Below are 11,813 nucleotides of genomic sequence, written 5' to 3'. Positions count from 1 at the left end.
CCTCTCCAAGGCCGCGAAGATGCCCGGCGTGGTCAAGATCGTGCCGATCGAGACCAGCTACGGTCACGGTTTCGGGGTCATCGCTGAAAACACCTGGGCGGCGTTCAGAGCCGCCGAGGCGATCGAGGCCAAATGGGCCGACCCCGAATATCCGCTGGACAGCGCCGCCATCGACGAGGCGATGAAACAGGCGCTCACCACCAAGGGTTCGCCATTGCGCAACGACGGCGATGTCGACACCACTTTCGCCGACACGCCGCGCGAAAAAATCGTCGAGGCCGACTATGCAGTGCCGTACCTGGCGCACGCAACGATGGAGCCGATGAACGCCACGGCGCGGCTGAAGGACGGCGCCCTCGACATCTGGTGCGGCAACCAGGCGCCGACGCTGGTGCGGCAGCTGTGCGCCAACGCGGTCGGCATCGAGCAGGACAAGGTCGCGGTGCACACCACCTTCCTCGGCGGCGGCTTCGGCCGGCGCGTCGAGATGGATTATGCACTGTGCGCGGCGCTGATGGCCAAGGAAGCCGGCGGCCGCCCGGTCAAGGTGACCTGGACGCGCGAAGAGGACATGCGCCACGACGCCTACCGCCCCGCGGCAATCGGCAAGTTCCAGGCGCGGCTCGGCGACGATGGCCTGCCGGTCGCCGTCGAAATGAAGATATCGTCGCCATCGATGATCGCCAGCACCTTGCGGAGGCTGTTTCCGTCGCTATCGGCAATGGGGCCGGACAAGACCATCGTCGACGGCGCGTACGACCAGCCCTACACGATCCCGAACTACCGGGTGAGCGGCATCGCCGCGCCCGTCTCCATTCCCGTCGGTTCGTGGCGATCGGTCGGCAGCTCGATCAACGGCTTCTTCCATGAAGGCTTCATGGACGAGATCGCGGCCGCTGGGAAAACCGATCCGGTCGAATTGCGCAAGAAGCTGATGGCCGCTTATCCGTCGGCGGTGAAAGTGGTCGAGACCGTCGCCGGGATGGCGAAATGGGGCGAGGCGCTGCCGGCCGGCAAGGCGAAGGGCATGGCCTTCACGCTGTCCTTCGGCAGTTGGGTCGGCGAGATCGTACAGGTCGCGGACACGCCGGCCGGCATCCGCATCGAGAAGGTGTGGATCGCTGCCGATGTTGGTACCGCGCTCGATCCCGACATCATCAAGGCGCAGCTCATCTCCGCCGCCATCTACGGCCTGTCGGCGGCGATGGGCCAGGAAATCACCTTCGCCGACGGCATGGTCGAGCAGTCGAATTTCCACGATTTCGACGCCATGCGCATCTTCCAGTGTCCGGTGTTCGAGGTCGCGGTGCTGGAGAATTTCCACAAGATGGGCGGCGTCGGCGAGGTCGGCACGCCGCCGGCGGCGCCGGCGCTCGCCAATGCCATCTTCGCGCTGACCGGTAAGCGCATCCGTAGGTTGCCGTTGTCCAAAGCGGTGGCCTTCGCATGAGGAAGCTTCATATCATGCTGACGCCTGCTGCCATCATGTTCTTGGCGGCACCTTTCGCAGCCGCTCAGGAGAGCCAATCGCCGGCGCCGGTGAAGGTCGATGCAGCCAGAGGGCTGCCCGAATGGGACAAGGTCTATAAGGTATTCTCGCATCCGCGCTGCGCCGATTGCCATGTCGCCGATGACCGCCCGCGCTGGTCGGGCGCGCATTATGGCGGCACCCGCGTGCATGGCTTCAACGTTCAGCGCGGGAGCGACGGCTCCGGCTTCGGCAATCCGGGCCTGCGCTGCACGACCTGCCATTTCTCCAGTAATTCCAAGGCATTGCACGGGCCGCCGGGAGCCGAGAACTGGCACCTGGCGCCGGCCGAGATGGTCTGGTTCGGAAAATCCTCGGCTGAAATCTGCGCCCAGATCAAGGACCCTGCCCGCAATGGCGGGCGCAGCCTGCAGGATGTGGCGCTGCATGTTCGCGACGACAAGCTGGTCGCCTGGGGCTGGGCGCCGGGGGCTGATCGAGAGCCGGCCCCAGGCTCGGCAAAGGAGACATACAATGCGATCGAGAACTGGATGGCGGCGGGCGCGCCCTGTCCGGCAGCGCAATGATCCATCAAACTTTCTGACTATTTTGCGTTGCAACTTTGAGGTAGAAGCGGCGCTTCGCCGATCACGGCAAATTGAATAGGGCCTTGCGCGCACCCATATCGGCGACGCGCCCGCATTTAAAAAAGCGGCCTGGCCGAACCCCGCAGTGGAAAACGACGATGCCGAAAATCAGGTTTCACAAGCTTGCAGCCATTGTTGTGCTCATTGGATTCGCAGCCTGGATGGGAACGGGAGAGTTTTCATCCGTGGGCAGCGCCGCCGCCGACAATCCGAAGGCGGGAGACGCCCCAAAGGCAACGCAGCCCGAGGTCGGAGCACCGAAGACGGCTGACGCCGAGCCGAAGGCGCCGCTGCGCACCGTCGCGGTGGTGACGCCGCCGCGCAAGACCTATGCGCGGGCGATACGAATCTCGGGGCTGACGGAGGCCGACAAGCGGGCGGTGCTGGCGACGCGTGTCGCCGGTGTCATCGACCAGCTGCCGGTCAAGCAGGGCCAGCGCGTCAAGACCGGCGACCTGGTGCTGATGCTGGCGGCCGAGGAGAAGATCTCCAACGTCGACAACGCCAAGCAGCTTCTGGTGCAGCGCCAGGCCGAACTGGAAGCGGCCCTGCGGCTGATGAAAACCGGCAATCTGCCCGCACTGCAGCTCGACACCGCGCGCTCGAACCTGACGTCCGCGCAATCCCAGCTGGAGACCGCGCAAGCCGAGCTCGACCGCAACGAGGTCAAGGCGCCGTTCGATGGCGTCATCGACCGCATTCCGGTGGAACTCGGCAGCTCGGTGATGCAGGGCGGCGAGGTGGCGACCATCCTCAAGCTCGACCCGGTGATCGCGCGCGGCGAGGTCAGCGAGCGCGACCTGCGTTACATCAAGATCGGCGACGAGGCCAATGTGCGCCTGGTCAACGACCAGAAGGTGACCGGCACGGTTCGCTACATCAGCCGCGACGCCTCATCGCAGACCCGAACCTTCCGCGTCGAGGTGGCGATCCCCAATGCCGATGGCGCCATCCCCGCCGGCATGACGGCCGAAATCACGCTCAGCGCGCAGCCGACCGATGCGGTCATGCTGCCGCGTTCGGTGGTGACGCTGGGCGACAAGGGCGACCTTGGCATCCGCGCCGTCGGCAAGGACAACAAGGTGGCGTTCTATCCGATCGATCTCGTCGACGACACGCCGAACGGGCTGGTGCTGGGCGGCATTCCGCAGGACGCCCGCATCATCGTCGCCGGCCAGGAGCTGGTAAAGGAAGGCGACGCGGTCAAGCCGGTCGAGGCCGACCAGGCAACAATCAACAAGCTGATCGGCGAAGCCACCGCCGGCACGCAGTAGCGCGGCCAGGCGCCGGGCGCTGCCCGGCGACGGCTAGGTCGCTGCTCCTCGAAGACAACAGCAGGCATAAGTCATGGATATCGTCAGACTCGCCATCCACAACGCCCGCCTCACAATATCCGCGCTGCTGTTCCTGCTCGTGGCGGGCTGGGTCGCCTATCAGTCGACGCCGAAGGAAGCGGAGCCCGACGTTCCGATTCCGATGATGTATATCAGCCTGATTTACCAGGGCATCTCGCCGGAGGATTCCGAGCGCCTTCTTCTGCGCCCGATGGAAAGCAAGCTGAAGAACCTCAAGGGCCTCAAGGAGATGCGTTCGGCCGCCTTCCAGGGCGGCGGCTACGTGCTCGTCGAGTTCCAGCCGCAAACCAATCTAGCGACCGCGCTGCAGGACACGCGCAGCAAGGTGCAGGACGCCAAGGCCGATCTGCCGCAGGCCGCCGAGGAACCGACGGTCAACGAGGTCAACGTTTCCGAATTTCCGGTTCTAGTCGTGACGCTTTCGGGCGACGTGCCGGAGCGCGTGCTGACGGCGGCGGCGCGCGAACTGCGCGACCGCATCGAGGAAGTGCCTGGCGTGCTGGAGGGTTCGCTGCAGGGCGCCCGCGACGATCTGGTCGAAGTGGTCATCGATCCGGTCAAGCTGTCGTCCTACGGGCTGCAGCTCGACCAGGTCATGCAAGGCGTCGGCGCCTCCAACAGCCTGGTCGCCGCCGGCAATCTCGAGGGCTCGGAAGGCAAATACGCCGTCAAGGTGCCGTCGCTGATCGAGACGCCTGAGGACGTCGCCAACCTGCCGGTCGTCGCCACGCCAAATGCCGTGGTGCAGGCCAAGGACGTCGCCACCATCCGCTCCACCTTCAAGGATGCCGAGACGGTGACGCGCCTTGACGGCAAACCGGCGATCGCCATTGAGGTGAAGAAACGAATCGGCGCCAATCTGATCGACACGCTGAACCACGTCAGGGAAGTGTCCGACAGCTTCATCAAGACGATGCCGGAAGGCATGCACGTCACCTACACGCAGGATAAGTCGGTCTTCGTCAACCAGTTGCTCGGCGACCTGCAGAACCACGTGATGATCGCCGTCATCCTGGTGTTCATCGTCATCCTCTACGCTTTGTCAGGCCGCGCTTCCTTGCTGATTGGCCTCGCCATCCCGTCGTCCTTCCTGATCGGCATCCTTCTGCTCGCCATGATGGGCTACACGATCAACATGATCGTGCTGTTCAGCCTCATCCTGGCGGTCGGCATGCTGGTCGACGATGCCATCATCGTCACCGAATTCGCGGAACGGCGCATGAGCGAGGGCATGCCGAAGGCGGATGCTTTCGCGCTGGCCGCAAGGCGCATGGCCGGCCCGGTCATCGCCGCGACGATGACGCGCATCGCCGCGTTCTCGCCGCTCTTGTTCTGGCCTGGCATCATCGGCGACTTCATGAAATACATGCCGATCACGCTGATCGTGACGCTGTCGGCCTCGATGCTCTATGCGCTGGTGTTCGCGCCGACGCTGGGCGCCATCTTCGCCAAGGCGCCCAAGCATCACGAGGACGAGAACCGCGACGGCTGGTACATGGCGCTGGTCAAGCAGGCGGTGCGCTTCCCGATCACCGTCATCCTGCTCACCGTCGGCCTTTTGGTCGGCGTCGGCTTCGCCTACTCGAAATACGGCGCCGGCGTCGAGTTCTTCCCCAGCGTCGAGCCGGATTACGGCCTGCTCTACGTGCATGCGCGCGGCAATCTTTCGCTGGCCGAGATGGACGCCGCCACCAAGGAAGCGGAGAACCGGCTGCTCGGCTGGCCGGGCGTCAAGTCGGTCTACACGCGCGCCGGCAAGACGCAGGGCGGCGGCCAGGATATCCCCGAAGATGTCGTCGGCGTCATCCAGTACGAGTTCGTCGACTGGCGCGAGCGCAAGTCGGCCAACCAGATCCTCAGCGATCTGCGCGGCGTCATGGCAGGCATTCCCGGCGTCGATGTCGAAGTGCGTGTGCCGGAGGCAGGCCCGCCGACCGGCAAGCCGATCCAGATCAGGCTTTCGGCCGCCGACCCCAAGGGCCTCGACGACAAGGCACGCGCGGTGGCGGCGCGGATCGCCAAGATACCCAACGTCATCGACATTTCGGACGGCCTGCCGCCGCCCGGCGTCGACTGGGCGCTCGAGGTCGACCGCGCCAAGGCGGCGCAATACGGCATCAGCCCGACCTCGGTCGGAACGGTGGTGCAGCTGGTGACCAACGGCTTGAAGCTCTCGGAATACCGGCCCGCCGGGGCGGACGACGCGGTCGACATCAGGCTGCGGCTACCCGAGGACCGGCGCACGCTGTCGACGCTCGATGAGTTGAGAGTGCAGACCTCGCAAGGGTCGGTGCCGATCTCGAACTTCGTCGTGCGCAAGCCCGAGCCGACGGTCGGCATCCTCAACCGCATCGACGGCGCGCGAACAGTGGTGGTGCAAGCCAATGTCAGCGCCGGCGCGCAGGTCGCGGCGGTGCAGCAGGAGGTCACCAAGGCCGTCTCCGAGATGGATCTCGGCAGTGGCATCCGCTGGAAGCTCGCCGGCTCCAACGAGGACAGCGCCGAGGCCGGCGCCTTCCTCAGTAAGGCCTTCGGCGCGGCGATCTTCCTGATCTTCCTGGTGCTGCTCATGCAGTTCAACAAGTTCACCAGCGTCTGGCTGGTGCTGTCCTGCGTGGTCATGGCGACGGTCGGTGTGTTCCTCGGGCTGCTTCTGACGGGCGAGGCCTTCGGAATCGTCATGTCCGGCATCGGCGTCATCGCGCTGGCCGGCGTGGTGGTGAACAACAACATCGTGCTGATCGACACCTACGACCGGCTGCGCGAGGAAGGCTGGGACAAGATGGACGCGGTGCTGCAGACCTGCCGCGAGCGTGCCCGTCCGGTGGTGTTGACGGCGGTGTCGGCCATCCTCGGCGTGCTGCCGATCGCCTTCGGCCTTGGCCTCGAAATCTTCCATCACGAGACGACGATCAACGCGCCGTCGACGCAGTGGTGGATTTCGCTGTCGTCGGCGATCGTCTTCGGCCTCTCCTTCGCCACCTTGCTGACGCTGGTGGTGACGCCGTCGATGCTGATGGTGTTCACGCGCAGCAAGGATAGCCGCTTCAACGCGTTTTTCGGGCGGCTGTTCCGGCGCGGCAAGGGCAAGGTTTCAACGACCGTTGCCGACCACAGTGCAGGCGCCGAGCCGGCAATCGCCTTCCAGAAAGCTGCCGAATAAGTCAACTCAACCAGCAAGATAAAGGCCGCCCGGGGAACAACCGGGCGGCCTTTTGCATTGTTCCGGCATAACTTCACCTCACGGCGAGGGCTTTCTCATGACGATCAGCACACTTCTCGTCATTATTCTCATCCTCATCCTGATCGGCGCCGTGCCGGCATGGCCGCATTCGCGCTCCTGGGGCTACGGCCCTTCGGGCATCGTCGGCGTCATCCTGGTGGTGCTTTTGATCCTGCTGCTGATGGGCAGGATCTGATCCTTATGCGACCGAGCCATGTCACGGCTCGGTCGTTGTCAGCTCAAATCAGGCGGCCGCGCGTGGGGCGGGCGCGACGGCAATGCCGATGTCCCGCATGGCTTCCTTCACCGCCTGATCGAGCGGGGTGTGTGGGATTTCGCCAATGATCTTCTCCAGCCGTGTCGAGACCAGCCGGTGCTCCTCGAAACGAAGGTAGGACATCGAGACGATCTCACGCCACATCGCCACGAACGGGCTGCCAGCGCGTAGCACCCACCAGGGCATGAAGCCGAGCTTCAGCTTGCGCCCGAGCGGATTCTCGGCCGCTGCCTTGATATCGAGGTCGGTGACGGCATGGCCGGGGAAGTTGAGCGCCTCATAGAAGCCGAGCTTGTCCAGATTGCGCGCCAGGCCGACGAAGGCCACGGCGAAGTCGGGCAGATAGGCCCATTCATGGACGAGGTCGGCCGGGCCGGGCGCGGTGTAGATGCCCTTCTCCATCTTGGCGGCAACGACCAGGTCGAACCAGGAGCCGCTGCCGGTGCCGCCGAAGAAGTCGCCGGCCCTGAGCAGAATGGTGCGCACGCGGCCGGCCTCGGCCTCGCGGCGAAACAGATCCTCCATCGCGACGCGGATGCGGCCCTTCTCGGTCGTCGGCCGGAAAGGCGTGTCTTCCGTGATCACGCGAGGCATCGGCGAGCCGTAATTGTAGACGGTGCCGGGGAACAGATGAAGCGCGCCGTTAGCGCGGCAAGCGGCCGTGACGTTCTCGGCCATCGGCAGGCATTTGCCCCAGTCGGTGTAGATCGGGTTCAGGCCGTTGAAGATGATGTCGACGCCTTGCGTTGCGCGGATCAGCGAGTCTCGGTCGAGCGCATCACCGGCTATCGCTGTAGCGCCCTTAAGCTCGGCGGGCACCTTGCCGCTGCGGGTGACGGCGCGAACGTCGAAGCCGGCGTCGATGAAGGCTTTGCCTACGACGCGGCCGAGCCGGCCATTCGCGCCGAGGATTGCGATCTTGGTCATGTTTCGTCTCCGTGTCTGCGTTAGGCCACCAATTTGAGGTTTTCGCAAACGAATGGAAATTGACTGATTTTGGCGATTTGATATTCATAAATGGATGACGGAAATCGACTGGAACCTGATCAAGAGTTTCGTCACCGTGGCAGAGACCGGCAGCCTCTCCGGCGCCGCACGAAAGCTTGCGGCCAGCCAGCCGACGCTCGGCCGCCACATCGCCGAGCTGGAGCAGGCGATCGGCGTGACATTGTTCCGACGCGGGCGCAGCGGCTATGCGCTGACCGAGGCTGGCAACGTGCTGTATGAGCGCGGCAAGGCCGTCAGCGAGCAAGCGAGCGCGTTCTCGCTGCTGGCCCTTGGATCGGTCGAGGCGATCGAGGGCACCGTGCGCATCGCCGCCAGCGAGGTGGTGGCGGCCTATGTGCTACCGGATATCACCGCGCGGCTCGGCGTGGAGGAGCCGGGCATCGAGGTCGAGATCGTCGCTTCGAATCAGGTCGAGAACCTGTTGCGCAGGGATGCCGATATCGCCATCCGCATGGTCAAGCCGGCGCAGAACGAGCTGGTGGCGCGCAAGGTCGCCGACATTCCGCTGCGTTTCTGTGCGGCGAAGGCCTATCTCGACCGGCGCGGCCGGCCGAGCCGGCCCGGTGACCTCGCCGATCATACGCTGGTCGGCTTCGACCGCAGCGATGAGATCGTCCGCGGCCTCAATGCGTTCGGCATTCCCGTCAGCCGCGGCAGCTTTCGCTTCAGGACCGACAATCAAATCGTTCTTTGGGAAGCGGTGCGGACGGGAAATGGCATCGGCATCGGCCAGGAACCGCTGGCCGAACGCGATCCGTCGCTGGAGCTCCTGCTGCCCGGGCTGCCGTTGCCGTCGCTGCCGGTGTGGCTCGCCATGCATCGCGACGTGCGTAGCAGCTTGCGCATCCGCCGCGTCGCGGATTTCCTCCATGAGGAGCTGAAACGCTATTCGGCCGGCGCGGGCTCGGGGGAGAATTCGGCGCGGTGAGCAAGCCCGGCCATCAGAAGGACGACAACCAGCAGTCCCGACAGCGCGACGAAGATCGGGCCGAAGCTCGAATGCTCGGCGACGAAGCCGATCGCCGACGGCGCCACCAGTATGCCGGAATAGCCCATGGTGGTGACGACGCTCATGCCGGTGCCGGATGACATGCCTTCCTGGTTGCCGCCGGCCGAGAAGATGATCGGTACCATGTTGGCGATGCCGAAGCCGCAAAAGCCGAAGGCGGCAATCGCAAGCCATGGCGAGGGCGACAGCCCGGCCACCAGCATGCCCGCCGCGGCGGCAAGAGCCGAACCGCGCAGCGTCGTCACCGCGCCGAAGCGGTCGCGCACACCGTCGCCGAGGAAGCGCATGAGCGCCATGACGCCGGAAAAGGCGGCATAGGCAAGGCCGGCGAAGGCAAGGTCGGCGCCGAGCTCCTGCTGCAGGTAGAGCGCCGCCCAGTCGAGCACCGCGCCCTCGGAGACCATGGTCAGCAAAGCCATCAACCCGACCAGATAGACCACGGGGTGGCCCGGCAGCGAGAATTTCTGGTGCTCTGTCTGCTGCGGCTTGTCCTCTGCGATCAGGTAGCCGATCGCAAAAGCGACAACCGCGAAGGCGAGCGCCGTAACCACGGTCGCATGGACGAGATGGCCGTAATTCTGGATGGCGAAGCCGCCGAGAGCGCCGCCAGCGAAACCGCCAAGGCTCCAGAAGCCGTGCGAGGACGACATGATGGCGCGGGCGAGCCTTCTTTCCACCGCCACCGCATTGGCGTTCATGGCGACATCCATGCCGCCGATCGAGCCGCCGAAGATGAACATGGCGATGGCCGCCAGCGGTACGTTGGGGGCGAGCGCCACGGCCAGCAAACCGAAACTGCCGCACAGGCCGAACCAGCGCAGCACCGTGCGCGAGCCGTGCCTGGAGATCAAATGGCCGCACCAGGTCATCGCCGCCACGGCACCGGCGCCGAACAGGAGGATCAGCAGGCCGAGCGTGAATTTCGAGATATCCAGACGGGTCAGGAACACCGGGATCTGCGGCGCCCAGCTGCCGGTCAAAAAACCATTGGCGAGGAAGATGCCGGCCACGGCCCAGCGTCCGCGAATGGCGGCCTCAATCGTGTTTTGCGCGCTCATGGTCTGTCCGCAATACGAATGGTTTGGGCGCAAGTTAGATCGATTCAATCGGCGGTCAAGAGCCGCATTAGGCGACGTGCTTGGACCAAAGGGCGACGGAGGACCGGTTTTCGTTCGTGGCAGGCTGCTGCCTTGGAGGTTGGCGAGAACGCTTCCCGTTCGTCATCCACGGGCGGAGCAAGGAGCGGAGCGACGCGCGCAGACCCGAGGATCCATGCCGTTACCTAAGAGCGCCGCTACCGTGCAGAACACTCCCTGGGTTGCCTCGTTACGATCTTATCCTGTATCGCCGTGCTCTTCGGCAGCCGTCACGGAATGGATTCTAGGGTCTGCGCGACGTCGCTTCGCGACTGCTTCGCCCTAGAATGACGAAGTCGCGAAGGCGCTCGGCGCCGCTAGTGATCCTTCGGGCGCCTTGCCTCGAACTCCGCCTTCTTCGCGTCGGAAGCCTCGGTCTGGTTCAGCGCCTGCCACTCGGCATAGGGCATGCCGTAGATGATCTCGCGCGACTCGTCCTTGGAGAGCGCGACGCCGTCGACCTGCGCCGCCTCGCGATACCAGTTCGACAGGCAGTTGCGGCAGAAGCCGGCAAGGTTCATCAGATCGATGTTCTGCACGTCGCCGCGCTCGCGCAGGTGTTCGACCAGCCGGCGGAAGGCGGCGGCCTCGAAATCGCGCTTCTGCTCGTCGCTAAGCTCGGTCATGTCATGCGCTCCTCAGGCCCTGTCACACCGGCCCGGTGCGCGAGCCGAACTTCTTCACCTGGTGTATATCGGGACGGCGGTCGATCGCGTCAACGATCGGCGCCAGCTGCTCGGCCCAGGCGAGGGCGTCTTCGCGCCCGGCGATCAGGTCCTGGCGGATCTCGATCAGCGCATGGGCGAAGCCGTTGACGATGGCATGCCGGAACATGGTGTCGCCGCGCAGCGCCCCATCGTAAGGTTCGTTGTCGCCGACGACGAGGCTCTTGTCGGCGGCGAGCATGTCGATCAGCGGCCGCGCCACGCGGTCGTCCAGGTCCCACAATATACCGACATGCCAGGGCCGCCGGATGCCCTGCATGACCGGTGTGAAGGAGTGGACCGAGAAGATGAAGGGCGCCTTGCCGGACGCCTCGGCCACCGAGGCGATCATGGCGCCGACGGCGTCGTGATAGGGCCGGTAGAAGCGGTCGAGCCGTCTTTCCCGCTCTTCCGCGGCCATGGGGTAGTTTCCCGGCACGATGGTGCCGTCATAGAGCTGGCGGATCAGCGTCGGGTCGTCCTCGCCGCGGTTGGGATCGATCAAAAGCCGCGAGAAGTTGGCGAGCACAGCCGGCACGCCGAGCGTCGCCGCCAGCTCGCGCGTCACCGTCTCGACGCCGATATCGTAGGCGATGTGCCGCTCGAACTCGCTCGCCGGCAGGCCGAGGCTGCCATACTCCTCAGGCAGGGCGCGGCGGGCATGATCGCCAAGCAGAACGATGCCTCGCTTGCGATCGCCTTCGACGATATCGAAAGGCGCGAAAACTGTGGATCGGGTCATCGGCTGGAATTGGTCTGGTCGCTGGCTTCCCGGCAGGGTGGTAACGTCATTCCACGAAGAGGACGCTGGCGCAATGCCGTTGTTTGGCCACGGTTTCTGCGAAGAATCCAACGCATGGCGACAAATCGCGCCTGGGGCCTTCTAAATCGATTGGAATTGAACAAAACGGCGCGTTGACATGCGCCCGGAGTTTGCCGAAAAGGGGCGTCGAGAGATGCAGATGTCGTTCTTGAGGGGTTTCAGG

General features: G+C 64.8%; 11 protein-coding genes. 6 read left to right on the top strand and 5 right to left on the bottom strand.

Going from position 1 to position 11,813, the window contains the following annotated elements; genetic code table 11:
• The 5 genes from EN781_RS12140 to EN781_RS12120 all read left to right on the top strand — a co-directional run.
• The coding region (locus tag EN781_RS12140) for a molybdopterin cofactor-binding domain-containing protein (RefSeq protein WP_145965488.1) at positions 1-1,450 on the top strand (1,450 nt) is incomplete at its 5' end.
• Positions 1,447-2,055, top strand: a complete 609-nt coding sequence (locus EN781_RS12135) for a hypothetical protein (RefSeq protein WP_126057912.1) — start codon at positions 1,447-1,449, stop codon at positions 2,053-2,055. The genes EN781_RS12140 and EN781_RS12135, both read left to right, overlap by 4 nt.
• A gap of 158 nt (positions 2,056-2,213) precedes the next feature.
• Positions 2,214-3,389 carry an efflux RND transporter periplasmic adaptor subunit gene (locus EN781_RS12130; RefSeq protein ID WP_126057913.1) on the top strand — a complete coding sequence of 392 codons (1,176 nt, stop codon included), beginning with the start codon at positions 2,214-2,216 and terminating at the stop codon, positions 3,387-3,389.
• A 73-nt stretch (positions 3,390-3,462) separates the two neighbouring features.
• The gene (locus tag EN781_RS12125) at positions 3,463-6,633 is read left to right on the top strand and encodes an efflux RND transporter permease subunit (protein ID WP_126057914.1); all 3,171 of its coding nucleotides are present in this window, start codon (positions 3,463-3,465) and stop codon (positions 6,631-6,633) included.
• A 97-nt stretch (positions 6,634-6,730) separates the two neighbouring features.
• Positions 6,731-6,889, top strand: coding sequence for a DUF3309 family protein (locus tag EN781_RS12120; protein ID WP_126057915.1), 159 nt, complete (start codon positions 6,731-6,733; stop codon positions 6,887-6,889).
• Between the two features lie 48 nt (positions 6,890-6,937).
• Here EN781_RS12120 and EN781_RS12115 read toward each other — a convergent pair whose 3' ends face one another.
• Entirely contained in the window at positions 6,938-7,897 is a 960-nt protein-coding gene (locus EN781_RS12115) for an SDR family oxidoreductase (protein WP_126057916.1), read from the bottom strand.
• A 94-nt stretch (positions 7,898-7,991) separates the two neighbouring features.
• On the opposite strand from EN781_RS12115, the gene EN781_RS12110 reads away from it, so the two are divergent.
• The gene (locus tag EN781_RS12110) at positions 7,992-8,906 is read left to right on the top strand and encodes a LysR family transcriptional regulator (protein ID WP_126057917.1); all 915 of its coding nucleotides are present in this window, start codon (positions 7,992-7,994) and stop codon (positions 8,904-8,906) included.
• On the opposite strand, the gene EN781_RS12105 is transcribed toward EN781_RS12110, so the two are convergent.
• The 4 genes from EN781_RS12105 to EN781_RS34775 all read right to left on the bottom strand — a co-directional run.
• The gene (locus EN781_RS12105; RefSeq protein WP_127400018.1) at positions 8,864-10,045 is read right to left on the bottom strand and encodes an MFS transporter; all 1,182 of its coding nucleotides are present in this window, start codon (positions 10,043-10,045) and stop codon (positions 8,864-8,866) included. The two genes, EN781_RS12110 and EN781_RS12105, sit on opposite strands and share 43 nt — an antisense overlap.
• A gap of 395 nt (positions 10,046-10,440) precedes the next feature.
• Positions 10,441-10,749: a DUF1244 domain-containing protein gene (locus tag EN781_RS12100; RefSeq protein WP_126057919.1), complete on the bottom strand. Its 309-nt coding sequence runs from the start codon at positions 10,747-10,749 to the stop codon at positions 10,441-10,443.
• A gap of 22 nt (positions 10,750-10,771) precedes the next feature.
• Positions 10,772-11,569: an N-formylglutamate amidohydrolase gene (locus EN781_RS12095; RefSeq protein WP_126057920.1), complete on the bottom strand. Its 798-nt coding sequence runs from the start codon at positions 11,567-11,569 to the stop codon at positions 10,772-10,774.
• 46 nt (positions 11,570-11,615) lie between these two features.
• On the bottom strand, positions 11,616-11,813 hold a 198-nt coding region (locus EN781_RS34775; protein ID WP_210213473.1), incomplete at its 5' end, for a hypothetical protein.

Origin of the sequence: Mesorhizobium sp. M4A.F.Ca.ET.090.04.2.1 (genome assembly GCF_003999085.1) — a bacterium.
In the GTDB taxonomy this organism is placed as follows: Bacteria; Pseudomonadota; Alphaproteobacteria; order Rhizobiales; family Rhizobiaceae; genus Mesorhizobium.
The sequence above is the reverse complement of the archived record's forward strand: the minus strand, read 5'-3'. Positions and strand labels throughout refer to the sequence as shown.

Excerpts from the sequence above, each read along its gene's own strand:
- EN781_RS12135 (WP_126057912.1), top strand. The coding sequence starts at position 1,447 with ATGAGGAAGCTTCATATCATGCTGACGCCTGCTGCCATCATGTTCTTG.
- EN781_RS12130 (WP_126057913.1), top strand. The coding sequence starts at position 2,214 with ATGCCGAAAATCAGGTTTCACAAGCTTGCAGCCATTGTTGTGCTCATT.
- EN781_RS12125 (WP_126057914.1), top strand. The coding sequence starts at position 3,463 with ATGGATATCGTCAGACTCGCCATCCACAACGCCCGCCTCACAATATCC.
- EN781_RS12120 (WP_126057915.1), top strand. The coding sequence starts at position 6,731 with ATGACGATCAGCACACTTCTCGTCATTATTCTCATCCTCATCCTGATC.
- EN781_RS12115 (WP_126057916.1), bottom strand. The coding sequence starts at position 7,897 with ATGACCAAGATCGCAATCCTCGGCGCGAATGGCCGGCTCGGCCGCGTC.
- EN781_RS12110 (WP_126057917.1), top strand. The coding sequence starts at position 7,992 with ATGACGGAAATCGACTGGAACCTGATCAAGAGTTTCGTCACCGTGGCA.
- EN781_RS12105 (WP_127400018.1), bottom strand. The coding sequence starts at position 10,045 with ATGAGCGCGCAAAACACGATTGAGGCCGCCATTCGCGGACGCTGGGCC.
- EN781_RS12100 (WP_126057919.1), bottom strand. The coding sequence starts at position 10,749 with ATGACCGAGCTTAGCGACGAGCAGAAGCGCGATTTCGAGGCCGCCGCC.
- EN781_RS12095 (WP_126057920.1), bottom strand. The coding sequence starts at position 11,569 with ATGACCCGATCCACAGTTTTCGCGCCTTTCGATATCGTCGAAGGCGAT.